19 protein-coding genes are annotated in these 25555 nt (G+C 68.9%); 7 read left to right on the top strand and 12 right to left on the bottom strand.

The genetic code is table 11. The features are described from left to right. Positions 1 to 551 precede the first annotated feature (551 nt). Entirely contained in the window at positions 552 to 1001 is a 450-nt protein-coding gene (locus EKD16_RS23195) for a MarR family winged helix-turn-helix transcriptional regulator (RefSeq protein ID WP_131101377.1), read from the bottom strand. A gap of 109 nt (positions 1002 to 1110) precedes the next feature. On the opposite strand from EKD16_RS23195, the gene EKD16_RS23190 reads away from it, so the two are divergent. Continuing rightward, positions 1111 to 1587, top strand: a complete 477-nt coding sequence (locus tag EKD16_RS23190; RefSeq protein ID WP_242677136.1) for a nuclear transport factor 2 family protein — start codon at positions 1111 to 1113, stop codon at positions 1585 to 1587. A gap of 32 nt (positions 1588 to 1619) precedes the next feature. Here the strand turns inward: EKD16_RS23190 and EKD16_RS23185 are convergent, their stop codons facing one another. The 4 genes from EKD16_RS23185 to EKD16_RS23170 form a co-directional block, all read right to left on the bottom strand. Further along, entirely contained in the window at positions 1620 to 1889 is a 270-nt protein-coding gene (locus EKD16_RS23185; protein WP_131101375.1) for a hypothetical protein, read from the bottom strand. 116 nt (positions 1890 to 2005) lie between these two features. After that, positions 2006 to 2311 carry a hypothetical protein gene (locus tag EKD16_RS23180; protein ID WP_131101373.1) on the bottom strand — a complete coding sequence of 102 codons (306 nt, stop codon included), beginning with the start codon at positions 2309 to 2311 and terminating at the stop codon, positions 2006 to 2008. 77 nt (positions 2312 to 2388) lie between these two features. After that, complete coding sequence (locus EKD16_RS23175) at positions 2389 to 3027, bottom strand: alpha/beta hydrolase domain-containing protein (protein WP_341351900.1); 639 nt, start codon at positions 3025 to 3027, stop codon at positions 2389 to 2391. 241 nt (positions 3028 to 3268) lie between these two features. Then, entirely contained in the window at positions 3269 to 4150 is an 882-nt protein-coding gene (locus tag EKD16_RS23170; RefSeq protein ID WP_341351857.1) for a C40 family peptidase, read from the bottom strand. Between the two features lie 706 nt (positions 4151 to 4856). Here EKD16_RS23170 and EKD16_RS23165 point away from each other — a divergent pair. Beyond that, positions 4857 to 5300 (top strand): DoxX family protein, encoded by a 444-nt coding sequence (locus EKD16_RS23165; RefSeq protein ID WP_131101369.1) that lies wholly within the window; start codon positions 4857 to 4859, stop codon positions 5298 to 5300. A gap of 70 nt (positions 5301 to 5370) precedes the next feature. Here EKD16_RS23165 and EKD16_RS23160 read toward each other — a convergent pair whose 3' ends face one another. The 5 genes from EKD16_RS23160 to EKD16_RS23135 all read right to left on the bottom strand — a co-directional run bounded on the left by EKD16_RS23160 (position 5371) and on the right by EKD16_RS23135 (position 11378). Continuing rightward, a complete protein-coding gene (locus EKD16_RS23160) occupies positions 5371 to 6249 on the bottom strand; it encodes a GNAT family N-acetyltransferase (protein ID WP_131101367.1) in 879 nt (292 codons plus the stop codon). Between the two features lie 324 nt (positions 6250 to 6573). Next, complete coding sequence (locus EKD16_RS23150; RefSeq protein ID WP_131101365.1) at positions 6574 to 7587, bottom strand: ABC transporter permease; 1014 nt, start codon at positions 7585 to 7587, stop codon at positions 6574 to 6576. 109 nt (positions 7588 to 7696) lie between these two features. Then, positions 7697 to 9208, bottom strand: coding sequence for a sugar ABC transporter ATP-binding protein (locus tag EKD16_RS23145; RefSeq protein ID WP_207391384.1), 1512 nt, complete (start codon positions 9206 to 9208; stop codon positions 7697 to 7699). Continuing rightward, positions 9205 to 10176: an ABC transporter substrate-binding protein gene (locus EKD16_RS23140; protein ID WP_131101363.1), complete on the bottom strand. Its 972-nt coding sequence runs from the start codon at positions 10174 to 10176 to the stop codon at positions 9205 to 9207. The genes EKD16_RS23145 and EKD16_RS23140 overlap by 4 nt, the downstream gene beginning before the upstream one ends. 140 nt (positions 10177 to 10316) lie before the next feature. Then, on the bottom strand, positions 10317 to 11378 hold the full coding sequence (locus EKD16_RS23135) for a class I mannose-6-phosphate isomerase (protein ID WP_207391383.1): 1062 nt from the start codon (positions 11376 to 11378) through the stop codon (positions 10317 to 10319). Between the two features lie 271 nt (positions 11379 to 11649). Here EKD16_RS23135 and EKD16_RS23130 point away from each other — a divergent pair, with 271 nt between their 5' ends. The 4 genes from EKD16_RS23130 (at position 11650) to EKD16_RS25885 (ending at position 22993) form a co-directional block, all read left to right on the top strand. After that, positions 11650 to 12678, top strand: coding sequence for a LacI family DNA-binding transcriptional regulator (locus EKD16_RS23130; protein ID WP_242677135.1), 1029 nt, complete (start codon positions 11650 to 11652; stop codon positions 12676 to 12678). 431 nt (positions 12679 to 13109) lie between these two features. Next, complete coding sequence (locus tag EKD16_RS23125; protein ID WP_131101360.1) at positions 13110 to 14126, top strand: serine/threonine-protein kinase; 1017 nt, start codon at positions 13110 to 13112, stop codon at positions 14124 to 14126. 280 nt (positions 14127 to 14406) lie between these two features. After that, on the top strand, positions 14407 to 17280 hold the full coding sequence (locus tag EKD16_RS23120; RefSeq protein WP_131101358.1) for a DEAD/DEAH box helicase: 2874 nt from the start codon (positions 14407 to 14409) through the stop codon (positions 17278 to 17280). Between the two features lie 175 nt (positions 17281 to 17455). Beyond that, positions 17456 to 22993 (top strand): Eco57I restriction-modification methylase domain-containing protein, encoded by a 5538-nt coding sequence (locus EKD16_RS25885; RefSeq protein ID WP_207391382.1) that lies wholly within the window; start codon positions 17456 to 17458, stop codon positions 22991 to 22993. Positions 22994 to 23062: 69 nt separating this feature from the next. Here the strand turns inward: EKD16_RS25885 and EKD16_RS23110 are convergent, their stop codons facing one another. Further along, positions 23063 to 23254 (bottom strand): DUF397 domain-containing protein, encoded by a 192-nt coding sequence (locus EKD16_RS23110; RefSeq protein ID WP_131101356.1) that lies wholly within the window; start codon positions 23252 to 23254, stop codon positions 23063 to 23065. Beyond that, positions 23241 to 24107, bottom strand: coding sequence for a helix-turn-helix domain-containing protein (locus tag EKD16_RS23105; RefSeq protein WP_131101354.1), 867 nt, complete (start codon positions 24105 to 24107; stop codon positions 23241 to 23243). Before EKD16_RS23105 ends, EKD16_RS23110 begins: the two co-directional genes overlap by 14 nt. 226 nt (positions 24108 to 24333) lie before the next feature. Here EKD16_RS23105 and EKD16_RS23100 point away from each other — a divergent pair, with 226 nt between their 5' ends. Then, complete coding sequence (locus tag EKD16_RS23100) at positions 24334 to 24897, top strand: ATP-binding protein (RefSeq protein WP_165498645.1); 564 nt, start codon at positions 24334 to 24336, stop codon at positions 24895 to 24897. Positions 24898 to 25555: the final 658 nt, after the last annotated feature.

Here is a 25555-nt window from a genome sequence, read left to right as displayed (position 1 = left end):
ATAGGCCCCCAAAAGTCCACCTCACCGGGGGGTGGAGCGCCCGGCGGCCGCGCCCGGGCGCCACGAGCGACGTGTCGTCGCCCCCCCGGCCCCCGATCCGGCGCACCCCAGGGGCGCGCGAAAGCCCGCGACCGCGCCCCGCTGCGCGGCCTCCGGCCTGGGCGGGCCCGGTCGGAACACGGCGGCGGCCCCAGTCCCCGCGCCCGCTATGTCCGATGTGCCGGAGTCGGCCGCGGCGATCGTGGCCGGATTCCCAAAGGACGCGGCTGGATTTCGTCATACGGGCACGATCGCCGCGCTGCCCTGCGACATAACGGGCCCGCGAGCGCCTCCCGGCTCCCCGGACTCCTCGCCGCCTCGTCGGTTGCCGCCACCGGCGGGCACCCGACCCGATGACCGCGGAGCCCGGCCATCCGCCGCCCTCGGCGCCGCTTTTCCGCAAGACCACCCGTCGCCCGGCAGACCAACAAGGCCGCACAGCAGACCCGAGTCGCAGGGCCCGGACGCCCATGGGAGCCGGACCGATCCAGCACTTCTAAAACACGGCTTAATTAAGCGCCCGAGTGGTGGTCCAGCACTCGGGCGAGCAGATCGGTCAACTGCTCGCGCTCATCGGGGGACAGCGCCGCGAAGATCTCGTCCTGGGTGCGGCGTACCCGCTCGTCCAGTTCGTGCAGTGTCCTGCAGCCCTCGGCGGTGAGGGTGATGACGTTGCTGCGGCGATCGTGCGGGGCGGGCTCGCGCCGCACAAGTCCTTTCTCGGCGAGGTGGTTGACGGCGGCCACCACGTCGCTGCGGTCCATCCCGCAGGCGCGCCCGAGCGCGGCCTGGCTGGAGGGGCCGCGCTCTTCGACAGCCGCCAAAAGCGCGAAGTGGTGCGTGCGGAACTCGCCGAGCGCCCGCGCCACCGCGCGGTGCGCGTGTGCCGCGTTCTGGTTGAGCAGGCGGCTGGGCAGGCGCCGCAGCCGGGCGGGCGGGTTCTCCGCGGGATCCATGCGCATGCGTACGACCCTATGGGTTGTTGGTCCGACCAACGACCGGCTAGGGTTAGAATCCGTTGGTCATACCAACATTGTCCGAACACGGCACGCCTAAACAGGGAGCGACGCCATGACGACCGGGATGTCCGTCGACGACACACAGGAGCTGCAGCGGCAGGTGAGCGAGCTGACCGACCGGGCCGAACTCGCCGACCTGCTGGCCCGCCACGGCAGATGGCTCGACGAGCGGCGCTTCGACGAGGTGCGCAGCGTTTTCACCGACGACGCCACGGTGGTCGTCGGATCGGGCACGGTCACCGGCGCCGAGGACGTGGCGGACCTCGCCGACCGCAGCCACGGCGGTTTCGCGCTGACGCACCACCTGACCACGAACCCGCAGATCCGGACGGACGGCGACAGCGCGGCGGTGACCGCACAGCAGATCGCCGTCTTCTGCCGTGAGGGCGAGGATCCGGAGTTCACGGTCGGCGAGCGGTACCGCTTCGAAGCGGTGCGCACCGAACGGGGATGGCGGATCTCCCGGATGGAGGCGGAACGGCTCTGGCGGCTCGACCACGCTGTCGAGGAGGAGGAACCGGCCGCTTAGAGCGCAACGGTTCAGGGTTCCGGGTGGGCCCGTCAGGTGTCGGGGATGTCCGGCTTCGCTGCCGTGAGGATGCTGCGGGGGATCACCACGAGCCGCTCGTCGTCGCTCATGCTGACTCCCGGCGGAAGGCGGTCGCGATAGGCGTCGGTGGCCTCGCGGCCGATCACGGCGAAGTCGCCGTTGTCGAGTTCCCAGATGTCCGGGCAGTCCGGCCCGGCGGTGTCGACGCCGAGGGAAAGGGGTGCCCTGCCGACACGGCGCCGCATTTCGGCGCTCGCATCGGCCTCCCAGGGACGGGGCATGGAAGGCTCCTCGAAATGGGCCAAACGGAATAATAGGAATTCCCCCCGCAGGCCGGGAGCAAACACCACCGCCGATTCCGGCCACCGTACCCTGCGGCGCAGCGGACGGCCGGGTGTCACGCGCCGCCGCTTCGCCGCAGGGCCCACGGGGATCGGTAGACCGCCAGCGACACGACCATCGCGCCGGCCAGCAGCAGCGCGCCGCCGTCGGTCACGAGGATGGGCAGCAGGCCCAGCGGGCCGTGCACCTCCAGGACGGCCTGGAACACCTCCGGCGGGATCGCGAACACGATGCCCATGCCCTGGCTGAGGTTGACAGCGAGCGCCAGCCAGAACACCCATCGCCAACCGCTCAGCGCCAGCACGCCCAGCGCGTTGCCCGCCAGCCAAGGCAGCCCGCCGAGGAAGAGCATGTCGGGCATGTCCGGCGCGGCCCGGAGGGCGGGTCGCCGACGCATGCCGGGGCGGCGCCCGACGAGTGCCCGGGAGCGGCTCTGCTCTACCCGCCGACCCCGGAGCGGACCGTCGCGTAGCGATTGCGGGCGGAGTCGGCGCGGGTGATGTAGCCGTCGCGGACGTTGCGGATCTCCGTGCGTGTGACGTCCGCTACGTAGCCGCCGCGGGTGGGGTACAGCTCCGCGAGTCTTTGCTCGCGTGCCTCGCGTCCGGCCCAGCCGGAGTGCGCGGTTCCGGCGACCTCCCAGAGCCGGAAACCGTCGGTGTCCTGCGTGGTCGCGGGCATCCAGGCGGCGTCGGTCTCGGAGAGCACCTGGAACACCGGCTCGGGGCGGTCGCCCTGGGGAGCGGGGCCGACCATGTAGCTGTAGCCGTCGAACACCGGCTCGATGAGGGGCAGCACCTCGTCGTAGTAGGCGGTCATGCGTCCCGCCGACTGCGAGGCGCCGATGGCCAGCACCTTCTCGATGTCGATGCCGCCCGTGACTCCGCCCTCGCCCGGGCCGCCGCTGCGCACGGCCTGCGCCGCCTGGGAGAAGATGTCGTAGGAGAGTCCGTCGTCGCCCACGGTCCCGCCGTCGGTGACGTCGAGGTCTCCGTAGCGCGCCGGGCTCCACCCGGTGAGGTGCGAGACGCCGACGTGCTGCGCGGACACGCCGACCCATTCGGGACGGGAGCGGATGGTTCATCCCGTGTGCGAAATGTAGGGAAAAGTCGAATCCCGTTCAATATCGGAATGGCCGATGGGGTATCGGTACTTTCACCGGACCGCGTTTCTCCTGGCGGTTCGGCCATGTCCGCGGAAGCGGCGGAAAAGCGGATTCACCTGCAACGGGGGCGGAGCCCGCATGAAACGGATCGGCGCCCGGCCGACCGCGGTCGACCGGGCGCCGATCCGTGTTCCGCTGCGGCGCGGCCCGGTATCAGGGGCGGATCGCCGAGTGGAAGTTGTTGCGGTAGTAGCCGTCCAGCGAGACCTGCTGCACCGGCGCGCTCGGCTTGGACCCGTGCACCATGTTGCCGTTGCCGACGTACATGCCGACGTGGCTGGGGCCGTCGTAGAAGAAGATCAGGTCGCCGGGCTGCATGGCGTCCCACGAGACGGGGGTTCCGGCGTTGACCTGGTCGTAGGTGGTACGCGGCAGGCTGACGCCGGCCTCGGCCCAGGCGGCCTGGACCAGGCTGGAGCAGTCCCAGGTGTCCGGGCCGTTGGCGCCCATGCTGTAGGAATCGCCGACCTGGGCGTAGACGAAGTCCACGGCCACACCGGCGCTGCCCGAGGCGTTGCTGGTGTTGGTGGCGTTCGCGTTTCCGCCGCCGGGGGTGACGGCGTCCTGCTGCTCGGCCGTGAGGTCGGAGAGGATGTCCTCCTGCTCGGCGAGTTTCTCCTCGGCCTTGTCCTTGGCCTCCTCGGCCTCGTCGAGCTTGTCCTTGGCCGTGTCTTCGGTGTCGGCTGCCTCGGCCGTGAGGTCGGCGAGCTTCTCCTTCTCCTCGTTGTAGTCGAGGACGGTCTGGCGCTGGTTCTCCGAGAGGTAACCGAGGTCGGCGGCCTGCTCCAAGGCGTCCTCGGGGCCGCTGGAGCCGAGCAGGTAGGCGGGCGAGCCGTAATCGGCGTCGGTGTAAGCCGCGTTGGCCAGCTCGCGGATGTCCGCCTGCATGCCGTCGATCTTGTCTTGAGTCTCCTGCTTGTCCTGCTTCAGGTTGTCAAGCTTCTTCTTCGCGGCCTCGTGGTCCTGCTTCGCCTGGTTGTACTTGTCGGCGAGCTCCGCGTAGTCCTCTTCGAGCTTCTCGACCTTGTCCCGCACCTCGTCGATGGTCGGCTCGGCGACCGCCGCGCCGGAGGAGAGGACCAGAGCGCTTGCGGCGACGAAGCCGACGGCCGCGAGGCGCCGGCCGAGAGAGCCGCGTTCAAGGCGTTCGTCCAGGATGGTGGCACACCTTTCTCCCAGGGGCCGCCGACCGGAAGAGGTCCTTCGATCCGGGCCTGCCGGCGGTAGCTGCAGGTTGCGGGAGCGGGCAGCGCCGCCTGCTGCTGATGGCGCCCGGGAAGGCCGCGTGCGGCGAACAGGGGACACGCGGAGTTGGGGCCTCGGGTCTCCGTCGGACCTGGGGGCGGCGCTGACGGAGGTCGGCGGGAGTCGGCCGCTGCCACCCTTGTGGCGGCACGTACAGACGACCGGACCCGCGGGGACCCTAGTGCATCGCCGACACCAGGCTCAACCTTTTCGTTACGAATACCTTCCATTTACGGATAGTCCGCATTGCAGTGTCGGTGTCCGCACCCGTAGTTGCGGCCGTCGCACCACGCCCGCTCGCCGCCCGGGTGTCAGGAGTCCTACGACTGCCCCTTCCCCGATACGCTGACTCCGCGACAACCTCCGTACTCGCCCGGTTGCACACCGATCGCGGGCGCGATACCGGGCCGGTCGCAGTGGTCCGACGGCGCCCTCCTCGATCGCGCAGACGGGCGCGGCGGGCCATCACCGGCCGAGGAGCGAGAGGACGGTTCCCGTGAGCCCGAGCGAAACCCCCGACCGCCCGCCGCGCCGGCGCAGCCTTCCGCTGACCGTCGTCCTGTGGGTCGTGCAGATCCTGCTGGCCGCGTTCTTCCTCTTCCAGGGCGCCACCAAGCTGCTGGGCTCGCCGAGCGCGGTCCGGCTGTTCGAGGACATCGGCCTCGGCCAGTGGCTGCGCTACGTCACGGGCGTATGCGAGGTCGCCGGCGCCGTCGGCCTGCTGATCGCACCCCTGTCCGGCCTGGCCGCCCTGGGCCTGCTGGGCGTCATGATCGGCGCCACCGCCGGCAACCTGCTCACTCCCGGCTATGCGTCCTTCGCGATCCAGACGGTGGCCCTCGGCGTCGTCTTCGCCCTGCTCGCCTGGGCCCGCTGGCCCGAAACCCGCAGTCTGCCCGAGCGCCTGCGCAAGTCGGGGAAGCCCCGGAGCGGTACCTGAGCCGCCGTGTTCGCGGCGCCGGACGCTTCCAGGGCCCCCGAAAGCTCGGTGCGGGCCTTTCGCATCGTGGTCAGAAAAGAACCGGCCCGGACGGCAGGTAGCGATCCAGCGCGCCGAATTCGGACGTGGTCAGAAAATGGTTGAACCGCGTGAATCGCAAGCCGGAGTCGAAGGCGAAGTCCAATGCTTTCCGGTTGCTGCCGGGGACGGCGAAGCTGACACCCGCACCGCCGGACGTCGCGTCGCGGAAAGCCAGCGCCAGAACCGCATCGGCGTGCCTGGGACCGGTCCACGCCAATGGGCCGACATTCCCCTCGGCGGTGACGTAGTAGTAGCCTGCCGGCTCGCCGTCGAACCGCACCTGCCTGCCCCGCGTGTCCGGCTTGCCGAGAAAATACGCGTGGTCGGATTCGCGGGTGCAGCCGCGGATATCGTGGTCTATCTTCGCGGCGTGGGAGAGGTCCAGGTCGGTTGATTCGTATCCGCGATGCATTCCGGTGTCCGAAGAGGGCCCCGCCGGTTCGCCCGTGAAGTGCAGTATCTGGTAACCGGGGCGCATGCCCAGCTTCATGTAGCTCGCCATCGCCGCCGGGTCGGACGACGACCAGGTGAAGAAGACCTCGGCGCCCGCGGACACCCCGGAGTTCCAAGCTTGCCGCAGCAGCGGCATACCGATTCCGGACCGCTGGTGCTCCGGATGCGTCCAGAAAGTACTCAAGTACCAAAGGCGGCCGCGTACGATCGACCCGGCGACGGAGACGATCTCTCCCCGCCGCTCGGCGACCAGCAGAGTGCCCGTGTCGAGGACGTGTTCGTGACTGGCTCGGGCGAATTCCCTCGACCATGGCGCCTCACTTGTCGTGAGAAAAAGATCGGCGATCGATAGGAGGTCCGACTGAGCGGCGGGACGATAATGCACATCCGTTGCGCGTGTGTTCTCGATCGACATATTCGCAGCGTAGAATCTGAACCGCGGTTGAGGTCAACGACCTCCGCGCTCCACTTCCTATAGCCGGTTCTCCATCGCCGCGCGTTCCGTGAACGGCAGCACCAGCCGGGACGGGTGCGCGGCGCCGCGGTGGATCTTGTGGGTAGCGGGCGGCCCACCGGCAGGTGGAAGGCGTCCGGCGGCAGCAGCGCGTTGTGCGCGTCGGCGAGCGGTTCGTCGTTCGGGGCGGACGTCGGGGATGGCGACAGCTCGTGGCGGGGTCCGCCGCCGGCGGCGGACCCCGCCACGAGCTGCCGATAGGTGACGCCTACGGGAAGCCGCCCCTCAAACCCGCTTCCAGTTCTTCAAGCTGTCGATGGCCACCGCCAGGACGATGACCGCACCCTTGATGATCAGCTGGTAGAAGTAGGGAACGTTCATCAGCAGCAGGCCGTTGCTGAGCACGCCCATGATCATGGCGCCGATCAGCGTGCGTTGGACGCTGCCGATGCCGCCCATGAGGCTGGTTCCGCCCAGGACGACGGCGGCGATGGCGTCCAGTTCGTAGGTCTCGCCCGCCGTCGGCTGGCCCGACATCACGCGGGCGGAGAAGATGACACCGGCCAGACCGGCGCACGCCCCGGCGATGACATAGACCCGCACCAGTGTCCATTTGACCTTGATGCCCGCAAGCCGCGCCGCTTCGGGGTTGCCGCCGATCGCATAGACCTGGGTGCCGAACCGGGTGCGGCTCAGCACGAACCACAGCACGGCGAACACCGCCAGCATCAGCAGCACGGGTACGGGGACGCCGGCGAAGAACCCGCTGCCCATCAGGCGGAATCCCAGGTCGTCGGCGATGAGCGGCTGGCCGTCGGTGAGCAGGTAGGCCGTGCCGCGCAGATAGGTCAGTCCGCCGAGGGTGACGATGAACGCCGGCAGTGCGAGGTAGGCGATGAGCGCACCGCTGAGCAGGCCGAACAGCGCCCCTACGGCGATGCCGCCGAGAACGCACACGGCCGCGGGCATCCCCGATGTCCACAGCAGCACCGACACGATGCCGCACACCGCCAGGTTGGAGCCCACTGACAGATCGATGCCGCGCGTCAGGATCACCAGCGTCATCCCGGCGGCCAGGATCGCGTTGATCGAGGCCGCCCGCGCGACGTTGAAGACGTTGTCGAACGAGAGGAAGTTGGGTGCGAGCACCGCCATCAGCGCGGTCATCAGCACCAGAACGCCGAGGATGCCGTAGCGGTCCCACAGCTTGGCGAAACGCGGCCGCCCCGCCCGCGGCGGGGCTATCGCACCCGCGTCGGCGACCGGTGCCGACTCATCGGCACGGCTGGTCTCAGTCATAGTGGTCCTTGGTTCTCGAGGAGGGTCGGTGGCTGGCAAGGGGATACGGCGGATCAGCCGTTGCCGCCGGCGCGCAGCCGATCGCCGGCGGCCGACGGCATCGGCCGCCCTACGCGCTCCCGGCTGCGACACCGGTGGCGTGCAGCATGACGGCTTCCTCGGTCGCCTCCTCGCGGGAAAGTTCGGCGGCGATCGACCCGTTGCGCATAACCAGCACCCGGTCGCTGACGCCCAGCAGTTCCGGCAGGTCGGAGGAGACGATCAGGACGGCCACGCCGTCGCGGGACAGCCGGTCGATGATCCGGTAGATCTCCTGCTTCGCGCCGATATCGACGCCGCGGGTGGGTTCGTCCAGCAGCAGCACGCGCGGGGCGATGGCCAGCCACCGGCCCAGCACGACCTTCTGCTGGTTGCCGCCCGACAGCTCCGCCACCCGCTGCAGCACCGACGAACAGCGCACCCGCAGCGCGTCGACCTGCGCGGACACCCGCTGGGAGATACGGCCGCTCCGCAGTACCCCGAAGTCGCTGACCCGGTCCAGTCCCACGCCTGTCGTGACGACGTTGTCACGGATGGACATGTCTAGGAAAAGCGCCTGCTCCTTGCGGCTCTCGGGCACATAGCCGACACCGTTGCGGATGGCGTCGAGCGGGCTGCGGTGGTCGACGACCCGCCCGCCGATGCGCAGCCGCCCGGTCCTGATGCGCGCGGCGCCGAAGATCAACTGGGCCGCTTCGGTGCGGCCGGCCCCGATGAGACCGCCCAATCCGACGACCTCGCCTGCGCGCAACGTCAAGTCGAAGGGGCCGATACCGGCTCCGTCGCCGATGGCCTCGGCCTCCAGCACCGCCTCGCCCGGCTCGTGCCGCTCGTGGACGTACAGGTCGGTCAGCGTTCGCCCGACCATGCGCGCGACGATGTCCTCGGGATCCAGCTCCGAGCGCGGCGAGGTGCCTACCCACTGCCCGTCGCGGAAGACCGTGATCCGGTTTGCGAGGCGGTACACCTCCTCCATGCGGTGACTGATGTAGAGCAGGCCCATGCCCCGCTCGCGCATCTCCTCCACCAGGGAGAAAAGGCGCTGGGCCTCGGTCTCGGAGAGCGCCGCGGTGGGCTCGTCGAGGACCAGCACCCGGGCGTTCTGGGCCACGGCCCGCGCGATCTCGACGAGCTGCTGCATGCCCACGCTGAGCGTGCCCAGCGTCGCGTCGGGATCGATGCCTCCCCCGACGCGGTCGAGCTTGGCCGCGGCCTCCCGACGGATCCGCTTGCGGTCCAGCGTCCCCAGACGGGTGCGGGGCTCACGGCCCAGCGCGAGGTTCTGCGCCACCGTGAGGTTGGGTGCGAGGTTGAGCTCCTGGTGGATGACGGCGATGCCGTGGTCGACGGCGCTCTGCGGCGTGCTGACCGCCACCCCCCGCCCGTCGATCTCGATGCTTCCGGCGTCGGGCGTGTGCACGCCGGCCAGCATTTTGATCAATGTGGACTTGCCGGCGCCGTTCTCGCCCATCAGCGCGTGCACCTCGCCCGCGCGCAGTTCGAACCCGACGTCGGTGAGCGCCTGCACACCGGGGAACGCTTTGCTCACACCGGTCATGCGCAGCAGCGGCGGCGTGCTCACTCCCAGCCCTCGTACTCGTCGAGGTTGTCGCGCGTGATCAGCTCGGTCTCCACGAGCTGCTCGGTGTTCTCCACCTGCTCGCCGTTGAACAGCTTCGTGGCGATCTCCAGGCCGGAGACACCGAGCTGCTTGGGATCCTGCGCTGCGGTGGCCTGGAACATGGAGTCGGGCTTGGCCATCTCCTTCTCGGCGGCGGGGGAGCCGTCCACACCGACGATCACCAGGTCGTCGACGCCGGTCTGCTTGGCGGCCAGGTTGGCGCCGAGCGCCGTGGGGTCGTTGACGGCGAAGATCCCGTCGACCTCGGAGTTCGCGGTGAGCATGTCGGTGGCGACCGTCAGCGCCTCCTCGCGGTTGTTGTCACCGTGCTGGTGGCCCGCCACCTCGATGTCGGGGTAGTCCTCCATGACCTCCTCGCAGCCGGTGACCCGGTCCTGGATCGAGGAGATCGGGGTGCCGTCGAGCATGAGGATGCTGCCCTCGCCGCCGATGGCCTCGAACAGGTGCTCGCAGGCCAGCCGACCGGCCTGGACGTTGTCGGAGGTGATGAAGGCGTCGGCGTTCTTGGCGGTGACGTCGACGGCGACGACGGTGATCCCCGCGTCGACCGCACGCTGCACGGCCGGGCCGATGCCCTCGGAGTCCACGGCGTTGATCAGCAGGATGTCGATCTGCTGCTGGATGAAGGCGTCGATCTGCTCGTTCTGCGCGCCCAGGTCCTGGCGGCCGTCCTCGGTGACGACTTCGGCGCCCATGTCCTCGGCGGCGTTCTCGACGCCGGTCTGCATCGCGGTGAAGAACGGGTTGCTCAGGTCTTGGACCATGAGGCCGATCGTCTCGATCTCTTCGCCGCTCTGGCCGCCGTCCCCGCCGCTCTGGAGAGGACTCTGCTCGCTGCAGCCGGACACGGCTAGGGTTCCGGCGGCCAGAGCGGCGAGGACGGACGTGGTCTTGGGAAGGCGGTACATGAGACTCCTCAACGGGTCGGGTGCGCCGGAGGTCGGGGTTCCGACGCGGAAGGGATTCGACGACTGGAGGGACGGACGGGGTGGGGTTGGAGCAGGTGTCGGGTGTGTGGCGAGTCCGCCGCGGGTGCGGGGGACGCGGGTCAGGTGGGGGCGGTGGTGGACGGCGCCCCGGCGTCCGGCGCGCCCGGGTCGGCGGGTTCCGGAGGGCGGCACAGCACGGCGGTGGCCCCGCCGCTCAACCGCAGGTGGCCGGCGGAGTACGGCAGGGCGACCACGTCGCCGCGAGCGAGCGCGTGCATCTCGCCGCCCGAATCGGCGAGGGCGCCGAAGCCGTCGAGGACGACGAGTACGCCGTAGCCAACAGGGATCTCCGTGCTCGACGCCTCGGGCGCCCGCAGCAGGTCGGCGCGGAAGAAGGGCGCCGCTTCGGGTGACAGCAGCGGCCGCGGCTGCTCCGCAGGCTCGGCGGACAATGCGGCGGGCACACGCAGCGCCGCCACCTCCTCGGCGCTCAGCGGGGTGCGGCGCACCGCCTCCAGGGCGACGTCGAAGCCCAGCCCGAGGTGCCCCTCCCGCGGGCCGTCGAGGGCGTAGCCGTCCCAATCGAGCAGGATGGAGAAGTCCGTGGGCTCCTGGACCTCCAGCACGAACGCGCCGGCGCCCAGGACGTGCGGCACGCCCGCCGGTACCACGACCGTGTCGCCGCGGCGCAGGGGGATCTCGTGCATCCGCGCCAGCAGCCCGCCGGTGTCTTGGCGCTCGACCAGGCCGGCGAGTTCCGTTCGACCCACGGGTACCGAGAATCCGAGGTGGGCGGTGGTGTCCTCGCTCGCGTCCAGCACCACCCACGCTTCGGTCTTGCCGTGGCCGCAGGAGAGGTGGCGTTCCGCGAAGGGCCGGTCGGGGTGCAGGTGGACGGGGAGGCGCTCTCCGGCGTCGAGGAGCTTGACCAGCAGTTCGGGCTGGGGGCCGAAGCGTGCGAGGTGGTCTTGGCCTAGCCAGGCGGGGGGATCGGCGGCGACGGCGTCGCGCAGCAGCGTGCCGTCGGCCATGCGGCTCAGGCCGTCGGATGTGGTGCCGAAACGCGGTGTCACCGACGCGAGCCACTCCTCAGGTGAGCGCTCACATCGGACCGGACCGCCCCGCAGGGCGGCGATCGCCGCACCGCCGCGGTAGAAGTGGTCCATCACCGCGACAGGCATCCACTGTGGCCCCATGCTGCCCTCCCGGTAGACAACGTTGTCCCGAGTACAGTGATCTGGAGCACATGAGGATGTCAAGACATCGTCGGACATTCATGCAGCTTGAGACGGTTTCGAAACATTTCGGGTTTTCGGTGTTCAGGCGGCACCGAGCACCGGAAGACAACGTTGTCTCCCCCTTGTGCTTCGAGTATCTTGGCCCCACCGACGCCGTTGCAGTCGGCGAATCAGCGCGCCGGTGCCCGCCCCGCCGGCCCCACCGAGGGAGCCCATGACCGACCAGGCCGACGGATCGGCCACCGGGCGCCGGCCCACCATGATCGACGTCGCCCGGGCCGCCGGTGTCAGCCTCAAAACCGTCTCGCGGGTGGCCAACGATGTGCCGACGGTGCGCCCCGCCCTCGCCGAGCGTGTCCGCACGGCGATGTCCGATCTGGGCTTCCAGCGCAACAGCGTCGCCGCCAACCTGCGCAGCGGGCGCACGACCGGAACGATCGGGCTGATCATCCTCGATCTGGCCAACCCGTTCTACTCGACGATCGCCGCGGCGGCCGCGGAGGTCGCCGAGCGCTTCGACACGCAGCTGATCACGGCCAGCTCCGGATGGGACACCGCCCGCGAGCGCGAACTGGTCCTCGACCTGTGCGAGCGCCGGGTCGACGGGTTGATCATCGCGTGCACCGGCGGCGACCAGTCCTACCTCGACGAGATCGCCCGCGGCACCCCCGTCGTCTTCATCGACAGTCCGCCCAGCGGCCCCCGGTCCGACATGGTCCTGCTCGACAACCGCACCGGCACCCGCGACCTCTTCCGCCGCCTAATCGCCGAGGGCCACCGGGAGATCGGGACGATCACCGACACGCTCAACGACTTCACAATGCGCGAGCGCCTGGCCGGGGCGCGGGAGGCGCTGCGAGAGGCGGGGCTGGAGTCCGGCAGGCACGCGGCGCGAATCTACTCCGACCGCCCGCGCAGCGCGGGCGACGCCGTCGGCGCCATGCTCGACGGCCCCCACCCCCCTACCGCACTTTTCTGCGGCAACAACCGCATCCTCCTCGGCGCGGTCGAGGAACTGGTACGGCGCCGCAGCCGCCTGCGCCTGGCCGCCTTCGACGACTTCGAGTTCGCCCCGCTGCTGCCGCACCCGGTGACCGTGGTCAGCTACGACACCCGTGCTCTGGGGCGGCTGGCGGCGGAGATGCTCTTCCAACGAATCGGCTCGCCGCGCACCGATCCGTCCACCTACGTCATCCCGACCTACTTGATAGACCGCGGAACGATGATCGCTGACACCGGGTGAAGTGTTCAGGGGCGATTGTGGAGACCGGCGGGATGGAACAGCGCCGCTGCTGCAAAGCAGCATCATATCCGGAGGGTTAATGAGCGCTGGCAGCTATTTGACCGTGTCGGCTTTATCGCTTCTCCTGCTGGGCGCCTCATATTTGAACTACAGGAAGTGGGATGCGCTCCATAAGATCTCTGTCTCATGGGTTCCCTTTTTTGGCCGCAGGTATGAAGAGAAAAAAAGGAAGAGAGCTCGATAACGCAACCAGAGTACTTGCCACTATATTTCTGGTGTCTGTTTCCGTGCTGATGTTCTTCAACGCCAGTAGTCATTATTTCGACTGGTGAAGTAGGTTGGACTTTCGACCGGCCCGGCCCTGGTTCGAGGCGGCCGCCGCTCCGCCCGGCGCTGCCGCCTTACCCCCCCGTCCGACAGGAAGGTGCCCCGTGGAAGACCTCGCTCCCGCCGACCCCCGTTCTCTGGGCGGCATCACGCTGCGCGGTCGGCTCGGCAAAGGCGGCATGGGCCGCGTCTACGCCGGTGTCACCGAGGACGGTGAGTACGTCGCGGTGAAAGTACTGCTCGACGAGTACGCCGAACGGGAAGACCTCCGCGGGCGGTTCGCACGTGAGATCGCCGCCATGCAGATGGTGCAGGGACCCGGTACGGCGGCGCTGCTCGACGCGGCCCCGCCCGGGGAGGATCCGCCGTGGCTGGCGATGGAGTTCGTGCGCGGCCTGTCCTTGAAGGACTACGTGCAGGGGTACGGCCCGCTCGGCGCGGAGCAGGGCGCCGCCCTCGGCCTGATTCTCGCCGAGGCGCTCGACGAGATCCACGCCGTCGGCCTACTGCACCGCGACCTGAAACCGAGCAACGTGCTGCTGGGCCCGGAGGGGCCCCGCGTCATCGACTTCGGCCTCGTCGCCCTCGGCGGTCCCGGCAGCGAGCTCACGGCCACGGGAGCCACCGTGGGCACTCCGGCGTGCATGGCGCCCGAGCAGGTCGACTCTCCCGACGACGTCGCGGCGGCCGCCGACGTCTACGGGCTCGGCGCGACCCTGCTCTATGCCGTCACCGGGCACTACCCCTATCAGCGCCCCGCCATACCGGCCGTCCTCGCCGCGTTGACGAGCGAGGACGTCCTCCCCGACCTCGGCGGCGCCCCGGAGGAACTGTCCCCGCTGATCGGCCGGATGCTCGCGCACGCCCCCGCGGCCCGCCCCCCGCTGACCGAGGTGCGCAAGCTGCTCGTCGAGCGGCTGGCCGTTTCCGGCCGCTCGCCCGCCGCGGCCCGCACCGCTCTGGCCCGCGAAACCTATGTACGCGGCGCGGACGAGTCCGACGACCGGGTGATCGCCCGGCCCGTGCGGCGGCCGCGCCACACCGGTCGCAGCAGGCCGCGCGCAGCGAACACGCCCGTCGTCGCACGGACCGCCGAACGGCTCCGCCGCGCCTACGCGTGAGCCCGCCCGCCGCGCCCCGGCCCGCCTGTCCGCCGCCGCACGCATAACGGTTCGGCCCAAACCGCCTGATACACAGCCGCGGGTGACAACCTGATCCCAGGCACGGGCGACCAACGACGCGGTCGGGATCCGCGCCCGGTGTGCGCGGCAGGGCCGCGGACCGGACGGCGACCCGCCGTGCGTCCATCGCCGCCCCCGGCGGACGCACGACCCGCACGACACACGCGCACGGGCCCGCAGCAGGCCCGGAGCAAGCCCGCATACACGATTGGGGAGCGGAATGGCCGAAGGCGCGAGCGCCGCAGCCGCCCCGGAGGCGACCCCGTTCGCCCCCGGCGCGCGCATCGAAGTCCGCGACGCCGAGTGGATGGTGCGCACCTGCGTCCCCGCCGACGCCGCCGAGGACGGCTACATGGTGCGGGCCGTCGGCCTCTCCGAGTTCGTCCGCGGCGAGGACGCCGTCTTCTTCACCGGTCTGGAGAAGCGCGCCGACCCCTCCGATCTCGGCGTACGCCAGTTGCGCCCCGAGGAGACCGAGCTCGTCGCCGACGACACCCCCCGTTTCGCCCGCAGCCGCCTGTTCCTGGAGTCGGTGCTGCGCCGCACGCCCCTGCCGCAGTCCGAGCGCCGCCTCGCCATGACCGGCAAGTTCCTCCTGGACGACCACGTCTACCAGCAGCGCCCCGCCGAGCTGGCGCTGAAGGGCCTGCGCCCCCGCATCCTGCTCGCCGACGTCGTGGGCCTCGGCAAGACCTTGGAGATCGGGCTGACCCTGGCCGAGCTGATCCGCCGCGGCCGCGGCGAGCGCATCCTGGTCGTCACCCCGCAGCAGGTGCTGGAGCAGTTCCAGCAGGAGCTGTGGACCCGGTTCGCCATCCCCCTCGTGCGCCTCGACTCGGTCGGGCTGGAACGGGTCCAGCGTGACATCCCCGCCGGCCGCAACCCCTTCCTCTACTACAAGCGCGCCATCATCTCCGTGGACACCCTGAAGAACCAGGGCAAGTACGGCCGCCACCTGCGCAGCATGCACTGGGACGCGGTCGTCATCGACGAGTCGCACAACCTCATCAACGAGGGCAACCTGCGCAACGAGCTGGCGAAGCTGCTGGCGGCGCACACCGACGCGCTGCTGCTGGCCAGCGCCACCCCGCACAACGGGGACGCGGCCTCCTTCGCCCAGCTCATCCGGCTGCTCGACCCCGCCGCCATCGCCGACCCGGGAAACTACAGCGCATCCGACATCGACCACCTCTACATCCGGCGCACCAAGGTCAACCCCGAGGTGCAGAGCGAGATGGGCGACAGGTGGCCCGAGCGCGGACCTTCGGAGCCGGTGCACTGCACCGCCACCCCCGCCGAGGAGCGCGTCTTCGCCGAGCTGGCCCGGACCTGGTTCGGCGCGCGCCCTCTCGACGGCGGCCCCGTCGTCGGCAAGGAGCGGCGCCTGTTCCCCTACACCCTGCTCAAAGCCTTCCTCTCGTCGCACAAGGCGCTGGCCTCCACGGTGGACCGACGGCTGGCGACCATCACCGACCGCGCCACCGGCACCGTCACGGATCCCGCCGACCAGCGGGAGCACACGGCGCTGCGGGAACTCGCCCGCCTCGCCGGCGCCATGTCCGATGAGGACTCCGCCAAGCTCGCCAAGCTCGTCGAGCAGCTGAGCGGCATCGGAGTCGGCAAGCGCAGCCCCACCCGCGCCGTCGTCTTCTCCGAGTCGGTGCCCACCCTGAAGTGGCTGCGCGACACCGTCCCCGCCCTGCTCGGGCTGGGCCCCGACCAGGTCTCCCTGCTGCACGGCGGCATGTCCGACCAGCAGCAGCAGCACATCATCGACGACTTCTCACTCGCCGACTCCCCGGTGCGGCTCTTCCTCACCGGCGACCTCGCCTCCGAGGGCGTCAACCTGCACCGCCAGTGCCACCACCTGGTGCACTACGACCTGCCGTGGAGCCTCATCCGCATCGAGCAGCGCAACGGCCGCATCGACCGCTACGGCCAGCAGCACAACCCGCGGTTCAAGGCGCTCGTGCTCACCTCCGCGACCGAGGGGGCCTACGACGACACGACGGTCTCCGAGAAGCTCCTGGCGCGCGAGGAGCAGGCGCACCGCAGCATGGGCAGCGCCGAGGCCGTCGCCGGCGAGTACACCGCCAAGAAGGAGGAGGACCGCCTGGTCCACGACCTCCTTTCCGGCAAAACGGTCGAGGAGTCGCTGGAGTCGGCGGCGGACGACCCGATGGCGGACTTCTTCGGCGGTGACGTGGGCGTGCCCGAACACGCCGCCGCCCCCGAGCCGGCGCCGGTTCCCCGCCTGTTCGACTCCACCGAGGCGTTCGTGCGTACCGCCCTCGACACCGTCTGCCCCGAGCTGCACGTGGACGACGACGGCAAGCTGCTGGCGTTCGAACCGCCCAAGGACCTCGCCAACCGCCTTTCCGTGCTGCCCGCGTCCTACCTGCGCGCGCACCAGGTCACCAAGCGCATGCGCGTCACATTCGACGCCGCGCTGGCCGACGCCAAGCGCGAGGAGGCCCGCAGCACCAAGACCAGCTGGCCCGAGATCGCCTACGTCAGCGACCTGCATCCCATGGTGGAGTGGCTGGTCGACAAGGTCCAGGTGGAGGTGCACCGCCGCCAGGCGCCCGTCGTCGCCGCCGACGTCGCCGAACCTGTGTTGCTGGTGCAGGGCATCTACTCCAACGAGCTGGGCCGCCCCACGGTCGTGCGGTGGATGGCCGTCACCGGCCTGCCGGACGAGCCCCGAGTGGAGGACATGTTCGACGTCCTCGACCGTGCGGGTGTCGGCCCCAACATGAACAACACCGGCGGCATCGGCGACCTGGAGCCGCTGCGTAAGCTGGTCGATCCGGCCGTGCGGACGGCCCGGGAGCACTTGGACGGCCACCGCGCCGACTACGACAGCGCCATCGCCGCCGACCTCGCCGAACCCGAGCGCAAGCTGGAGGAGTGGCGACAGCTCAGCCTGGAGGGCTTGGAGAACAGCGGCTCCGAGTGGCGCGCCCGCCGCAGGCGGGGCGAGGTCGAGGAGACCGTCGACGAGCGGCAGCGGCTGATGCGGAGCATGCGCACCGTCGGCGAGCCGCTGCTGCGCGTCCTGGCGGTGCTGAAGCCGCTGAAACCGAGCGGGTAGCAGCCGTCCCTGTTCTTGTGCAGGCACCCTCCGGGAAAAACCCGAGAACCCTCCACACCCCCGTCACCACCCAGGTTGCGGCAATAGGGCACGAAAGCGTGAAGCACCGTGCGCCGGCTTGCCGCCGAGCGGACCCGACCCTTCGCAGGAAAGCCCGGCCACTGAAAGGGGCATCGTGAGCTACGACTCACTGGTCAACCGCGGCGACTACTTCTCCGCCCACTACCTCGCCGAGGTCCTGCCCAAGTCCCTCAAGGGCAAGAGCGGCCTGTGGAAGGAGTGGGACGAGCGCGAGCGCGCCGAACGCGAGGGCGCGCGCGACCGCACCACCCGCCGCGCACCCCGCGGCGAGATGCCGACCGCCGCCACCCCGCGCGTCGGCCTGCGCGCGCTGAAGTCCCGCTACTTCGACGAGCGCGAGGACTTCGCCGAATACCTGGAGAACCAGCGCGAGGGCACCACGCCCCTCCCCGACGACGCCGCCGCGCACCGCAAGCGCCTGCACGAGCTGCACCGCGACGTACTCGCCGCCCTCGGATTCACCCCGCAGCCCGAGCCGGTCGAGCGCGAGTTCGCCCTCGGCGGCAGCGGCGACGACCCTGTCCGCGTGCGCCTCGCCCACGCCGAGCCCACCCTTGTCGCGATCGAGTGCGGCTGGGCGCCCGACACCGACGCCGCCCTGGACACCGACCAGGCGGGCCGCCTGCTGGACCCGGTCCAACTCAGCCCGCAGAAGACCCTGCAAACCGGCAGCGAGCTGGCCTCCTGGCTGCTGAACAACGACCCCGAGCTGCGCTACGTGCTCATCCTGGCCGGCGGCGTCGTCGTCCTCGCCGACCAGGCCGTCTGGGGCGAGGGCCGCTACCTGGCCGCGAGCCTGGACATCGCCTTGGGCCGCGGCGGCAGCGGCGGGGCGGCCAAGGACGAGGCCGAGCTGGGCACCATCGCCGCACTGTTCGGCGCCGACACCCTCCTGCCGCCCGAGGAGGGCGGCGCCGAACGGCTCACCACCCTGCTCGACGAGTCCCGCCAGCACGCCGTCGGGGTTTCCGAGGGCCTGCGCGATGGCCTGCGCGAGTCCGTCGAGATCATCGCCAACGAGGTGCTGGCCCGCCTGGCCGAGCAGGGGGTGCGCCCCGAGCGGATCCCCGGACCCGACCAAGGCGCGAGCGGCACCGAGGACGCCCCCACCGACTTCGCCGGTGAGCTGGCCCGCGAGGCGCTGCGCTACCTGTACCGCATCCTGTTCCTGCTGTATGCGGAGGCGCGGCCGGAGCTGGGCGTGGTGCCCGCCGACGACGAGTCCTATATGCAGGGCTACAGCATGGCGCGGCTCGGTGAGCTGGTCTGGTACGACCTCAGGGGCGAGGAGGCGCGGAACAGCACACACCTGTACCAGTCGCTGGACCTGTTGTTCCAAATGGTCAACGAGGGGCACCGGCCGCGCGGCGCTGGGCCGACGGAGGACATGGCCGGACTGTCGGAGGGCGAGGGGCTGCGTTTCGAGGCGCTGCGCGCCGACCTGTTCGACCCCGAGCGCACGCGGCTGATCGGCGACACGAAGCTCGTCCACCCGGATTTCGACCTGGACGACCCCGCTTCGCCGACTCTGGACACCCGCCTGCGCAACGAGGCGCTGTACAAGGTGCTGCGGCTGCTGATGCTCGCGCGCGGGCGGCGCCACGAGCGCGGCGGGTTCATCTCGTACGCGCAGCTCGGCATCAACCAGCTCGGTGCGGTGTACGAGGGGCTGATGTCCTACACCGGGTTCATCGCCGAGGAGGAGCTGTACGAGGTCGCCAAGAACGGCGACCCGAAGGACGGCTCGTGGCTGGTGCCGCACTCCGCCGCCGACGACTACCCGGACGACGTGTGGGTCCACCGGCGCGATGAAGAGGGCCACAAGACGGACGAGCGGGTGCGGTACCGGCCGGGCGCGTTCGTGTACCGGCTGGCGGGGCGGGACCGGGAGACGAGCGCCTCCTACTACACGCCGGAGTCGCTGACGCGGACGACGGTGCAGCTGACGCTGCGCGAGCGGCTGGACCAGAACGGCGAGACGACGCCCGCGCGCGAGCTGCTGGACTGGACGATCTGCGAGCCGGCGCTGGGCTCGGGCGCGTTCCTGAACGAGGCCATCAACCAGGTGGCGGAGGAGTACCTGCGGCGGCGCCGGAAGGAAGTCGACCAGGAAGCCGAGGAGGCGGGGGAGGCCGAGGTAGCGGGGTCGAGTGGCGGCGGCCGCTACGAGCCGCTCACCCCGGAGAACTACAAGGAGAAATTGCAGGCGGTGAAGGCGTACATCGCCCTGCACAACAGCTACGGCGTCGACCTGAACACGACGGCGGTGGAACTGGCCGAGGTGTCGCTGTGGCTCAACGTCATGCATCCGGGCATGCGGGCGCCGTGGTTCGGGCTGCACCTGCGGCGCGGGAATTCGCTGGTGGGGTGCGGGCGGAAGAGCTACGCGCCGGCGGCGCTGGAGAAGTCGGGATGGCTGGGGCGCGCGCCGGAGGATGTCGACAAGTCGCCGAGCGAGCTGAAGGCGGCGCGGCGGGCCGTTGCGGCGGCGGAGGAGCGGATCGCGGGTGCGCGGGAGGGCCTGCGCAAGCTGCGGCAGCGGCGGGTGAAGGAAGCGGAGAAGGCCAAGCACGCCGATAAGCGGGAGATGCTGGAGCGCTCGGCGGAGTCGTTGGACGGGCTGCTTGAGGAGTTGGACCTTGGAGCGGCGGGGCTGGACCTGCTGCGGCCGCAGTTGGCGACGCTGAAGAAGGCGGCGGAGTCCCGGCAGGCGCCCGAAGACCTCGCCGCGAGCGTGTCGCAGATCCGCGACGAGGCCGGCGGCCCGGCCGACGTCCTGGCCGACACCGTCCACAGGCTGGGGGCGGCGGTCGGCAAGCTGAACGAGCGCCTAGCCGACGTCGACAGCGCGCGGGAGGCGTGCGAGCGGGGCGCGGCGGCGCTGGACGAGCTGGGGCGCGCCGAGTGGTTGCGGGCCGAGCCCTACGACTGGCCGGTCACCGAAGGGGAGTTCCCCGAGGGGAACATCCACCAGTTCCTGCTGCCCGCGGCGGGGTGGGGCGCGGTCGCGAGCGAGAAGGACGCGAAGGCGCTGGCGCCGGACGACGCGAAGCGGCTGGCGGACTGGCGCAAGGCGATGCGCAAGGCGCCGTCCGCGAAAGGCAAGCAGGGACAGCGTGGGAAGAACGGGCAGAAGTCGCAGGTGGCGCGGCTTCAGGACCTCGCCCGGCGCGCGGAGTTCCTGTGGCGGGCGGTCACCAAGCGGCTGGAGATCTCCGAGTGGGAGATCAGTCGGCGGGTGGACGTGTGGGGCGCCGACGACCTGCGCCACCCGGAGGACGCCGTGCCGCGGGAGAAGGTGCTGGCGGACCTGACCACGCAGGGGACGCCGTACTGGCGGCTGAAGACCTTGATGGACGCGTGGTGCGCACTGTGGTTCTGGCCGGTGCAGAAGGCCGGGCTGCTGGACGGCAGCGACGAGGAGTACGAGCGGCTGGAGGCCACGCCAGAGGTGAGCCAGCCGGGGGGCGGCTCACTGTTCGCGGAGTCGGGGGAACGGCATGTCCCGCTGGCGGACCTGGATGCTTGGCTGGAGTTCGCGGAGGCGCTCCTGGGGAAGGCGGACATTCCGGCGGATTCGTTGTTCGACGAGCTGGACACGCTTGCTGAGCTGAGCGACAGCGAAGAGCAGTTGCCCCGAATGATGGGGATGGTCGATGAGCTGGATTTGGGCACCCGGTTTCCTTGGTTGAAGGAAGCTGAAGGTATTGCGCAGCGGCACGGGTTCTTCCATTGGGAGTTGCAGTTCGCGCATGTGTTTGCGCGGGGCGGGTTTGATCTGCAGGTGGGGAACCCGCCTTGGGTGAGGCCCCGGTGGAATGAAGATACGGTGTTGGCGGAGGTGGATCCGTGGTTTGCGCTGGCGGAGAAGGTGCCGGCCGATGTTAAACGGGGGCGCAAGGACAAGATATTGGAGTCACCCGACGTACGGGGTTACTTTCTTGGGGATCTCGCTAATACGGCGGGGATGCGCGACTTTCTTTCAGATGACGTCACATACTCACTTCTATCGGGTACACAGCCAGATTTGTACCGAGCTTTCATGTGTCGGGTCTGGGTGAACCTGAGTCGGAGCGGGAACGCCGGCTTGATTCATCCCGATACGCACTTTGGTGGGACTAAGGAAGAGCGCCTGAGGGAATCGGCGTATGGCCATTTGCGCATCCATGGGCATTTTAGAAACGAAAGAAAAATATTCTCGGATGTCCATAACAATGTTTCCTTTAGTGTGAATGTCTATGGCTCGATTGGTAAAATTGGGTTTTTGCACGCGAGCTATCTTTATGGCGCGGAAACGCTTTTAACATCTCTTGACCATGACGGTTCAGGGGTCCGGCCGGGGGTTAGGGTGGACGGGGAATGGGATCTTCGTCCGCATAAATCTAGGGTTATTTTTGTGGATATTAGGTCGCTGGAGGAATGGGCGAAACTTACAGGCTCACCTGGAGATGCGAGCAGGGCTCCGCTGCTGTACCCAGTTACCACTGCAGAAACAGGTGCAATTAATGCGCTTGCTAGCTATAGTCATCGCCTCGGGGAAAAGTCACCGTTTATAACACGTGGTTATGATGAGGCGAATGCGAAAAAAGTTGGTCTAATTCGATGGGATACGGGGCTTCCTGGCTCCCTGAATGATGCGGTCCTGCAAGGTCCGCATATTTCACAGCAAAATTCTTTTGCGAAGCAACCAAAGAACCCTTGCAAGAGTCAAAACGATTGGTTGTCCTGGGATCTTGTAGCGCTCCCATCTGACGCGGTCCCTGTAACGAATTACCAGCGGGCGTGCGATTTGAAGAAATACCAGTCGGCTCAGGATGTGTGGAATGGTCGTCGTTATACTGAATTTTTCCGCCTTGCGTGGCGTGTAATGATTCCTTTTGATACCGAACGGTCTTTGTTTTCCGCTCTCTTGCCACCTGGGCCGGCTCATGTCCATACAGTGCACTCGCTTGCTTTGGATAATAATCGAGAAACGGTGCTCAGTGCCGGTTTCTGGGCGTCCTTGCCCCTTGACTATCTACTCCGAATCACCGGACGTTCGCATTTGCAGGTAGCCGAGGCGAACAGTATGATTGCTCCCTTTCCCGGTCACTCTCTCGCAGCGCCACTTCTCTTGCGTACACTCCGCCTGAACTGCCTGACCACTGCTTATGCGCCACTATGGGCGGAATTGTACGCCTCCCACTGGCGAGAGGAATCGTGGGCTGTGGGCTGGCCAGAGCTCGCGCCTCTTGGCGGGGTCGGTGCGGAGTGGGACTACGGCACTCCCCTGCGAACTGAGCGAGAGCGCCGAGCAGCTTTGGTGGAGCTGGACGCTTTGGTTTCAGCTTGGTTCGGCATCGGTGCCGAGGAGTTGGTCGCGGTGTACCGCTCGCGGTATCCGGTGCTAGCTGAACGCGAGAAGGAAATCTGGTTCGATGCAAAGGGGCGTAAGATCGCCGCTAGCCACCACACCTACGGCCACGGCCAGACGAAGGAGCACTACCTCCAGCTTCAGAAGTATTTGAACTCATCGGGCACAGAGCCCGTGCCAGAGGGGTACGAAGCGCCGTTCTACAAGGCGGACCGCGAGGGGGAGTACCGCCAGGCGCACGCGGTCTTCTCTGAGCGCCTGCGTGCCGCCGAGTCCTGACGGTCGCCGATCTCGACGCCAGCGGGGCCACACCGGCAGGTGAGGCCCCTCAGAATCGTGAACCGCGCACTACAGCTCAGCAGCGCGGGCGGCGGTGAGGAAGGCGTCCCACTCGGCGGCGGGGAAGGTCAGGTGTCCGGCGTCGGGGTGCTTCGAGTCCCGCAGCGCCGCGCCGGCAGGGAGGTCGGCCACTTCGACGCAGTTCACCCGGTCACTGCTGTAACTGGACTTGAAGAACACCAGTCGCTCAGTCGTCGTCATGCTGATCGTCGGACTCCATGATGTGTCGGATGAACTTCACAGTATGCGGTGCCCGAAGCGCGGCCGAGTTGAGGTTGGCGAAAATCGTCACGAACCGCTGTACAGACGGAGCATCCTGGACAAAGAGGCTATCTGTGGCGGTCTCTGTGTAGACGATGCTGGGGTCCAGTTCCGCCGGGAAATCCAAGATCAGAAACGATCCGGAGAGGCCAGCGTGCATACCAGCAGTAAAGGGCAGGACCTGGATGTCCACGTTGTGACGAGTAGCGATGTTGAGCAGATGCTGTAGCTGTTCGTGCATGACGCCGGGGTTATCGATCTTCCGCCGCAGCGCGGCCTCATCGATGACGGCCCAGATCTGGGGTGGGTCGTGGCGGCTGAGGATCTGCTGCCGCTGAAGTCGTGCGTCGACGTGCCGCTGAACCTCACTCTCGGTGTAAGCGCGGCCACCTCGAAAGACTGCCTCGCTGTACGCAGGAGTCTGCAAGAGGCCCGGGATGACCTGGGCCTCGTATGTCCGGATCATGGAGGCTTCTACCTCGAAGTCAGGTAGTGCATTGCCTCCGAAGACATCCTTGTACTTGGACCACCAGCCCTGCTCTTTGGACTCGCGCGCCAGCTCGTGAAGTGCCTCCCTGGCATCGGCTGGAGCTTGGTAGAGGTCAGCGAGCGCGTCGATGTCGCGGGGCTTGATGCGCCTCGCTTCAGCCGTCTCGATATTGCTGAGCGTCGATGCTGGCACGTTGGCCTGCTTGGCTGCGGTGGACAGCTTCAGCTCGCAGGATTCGCGGAGTCGCCGCAGCTCCGTGGCCAACCGGCGGCGTCGCACTGTGGGGCTCAGGGGACGGTGCATGGCCATGATCCTAGACGATCGTTACTCGAAATTCGAATCATGGTGTTGACAGCTCGAATTTCGAGTTCCACTATGAGTGTGTAGATGGTCACTGATGCATCACTCCCAGTGTCCACCGGCCACGCTACTACCCGCCCGCCGCCCTGTCCGAAAAATGAGCTGCCCGCGGGTACCGCCACATCCGCTCGACCTCTTCTCGCGCCACCCGAGACCTCAAGGAGCAGCCATGCCCTCCACCCGCCCTGCCCTCAACCAGCTACCGCCCGTAACCGTCCCGCTCACCCTCCTCATCCCCTGGCAGAAGAAGCACTACTTCGACCCCCACGCTCCCCGCGCGCCCTTCCGCTCCCGCGCCTTCACCTTCTGGGGCGACACGGCCCTCTTCCCCCTGGTCCACGCCTTCCTCACCGGCTGCGCCGCCGACCAGGACCCCGACTACCGCCACGTTTTCGACCTCCTCGGCACCGAACTCGCGGCCAACGCCATCAAGCACTCCCGCTCCGGCGGCCCCGGCGGCAACTACACGCTCCGTGTCGACCGCTTCGCCGACGGGCTCACGCTCACCTGCCGTGACGGCGGCGAGCCCGGTACCGGGGTCTGGGATTGCCGTGACCGCAGCTACCTCGCGCCGAACCCGGCCGGTCTGGACTCCGACTCCACCGGCGGGCGCGGGCTCGCTCTCGTGGACGCCCTGGCCACCAGGTGGGGCGACAACGGTCTACCGACCCACCGTCACGTGTGGTTCCACCTGGCCTACGACTTCTCCGGCAGCGCGTGGGCCGTCGCCTGACCAGACGGCCCAGCCACCGAGTCACCGCCGCCCGACGGCAAGCGGCCCGGGACGGTGCACCACCACCTCCCGGGCCCTGATCCCAGAACGCATCCACAGCTCAAGCGAAGGAACGGAATCAATGCCTGAGATTACCGCCGCCCGCCGCGCCTTCACCTTCTCCATCCCCAGGCGCCGCGACGTTGCCATCCCCGCCCCCGCGCCCGCGCCCACTCCCGATCGTGCACCCGCGCCCGCCCCCACTCCGCCCCCGGCGCCCACACCCGCACCCGCACCCGCGCCCCCGCCCCAGCGCGAGCCCGCGGACACGGCCACTCCCACAAGCGGCACCCCCACAAGCATCACCCCCACCACCACCCGCCCCTGCAAGACCTGCGCGCACCCGCCGTGCCGCGCCCGCCGCTCCGCGAAGCAGGACCGCATGTACGGCCGCACCCGCGAGTTCACCGCCGAACACCGCACGGCCGCCGCGATCCAAGCCCAGCACCGCCACACCGTCATCTGGTTCGGCGAGTCGACCCAGTCCTACTGGGCCGCCACCCCCACCGCCCTCATCGAGGCCCCCGACCCCGACACCCTCCTCCTCACCCTCTGGGCCAGGACCGCACCTTGCCCACCCACCCCAAGCACTGCACCCGCCCCAAGCACTCCACCAACC

Source organism: Streptomonospora litoralis (assembly GCF_004323735.1).
GTDB lineage: Bacteria > Actinomycetota > Actinomycetes > Streptosporangiales > Streptosporangiaceae > Streptomonospora > Streptomonospora litoralis.
The sequence above is the reverse complement of the archived record's forward strand: the minus strand, read 5'-3'. Positions and strand labels throughout refer to the sequence as shown.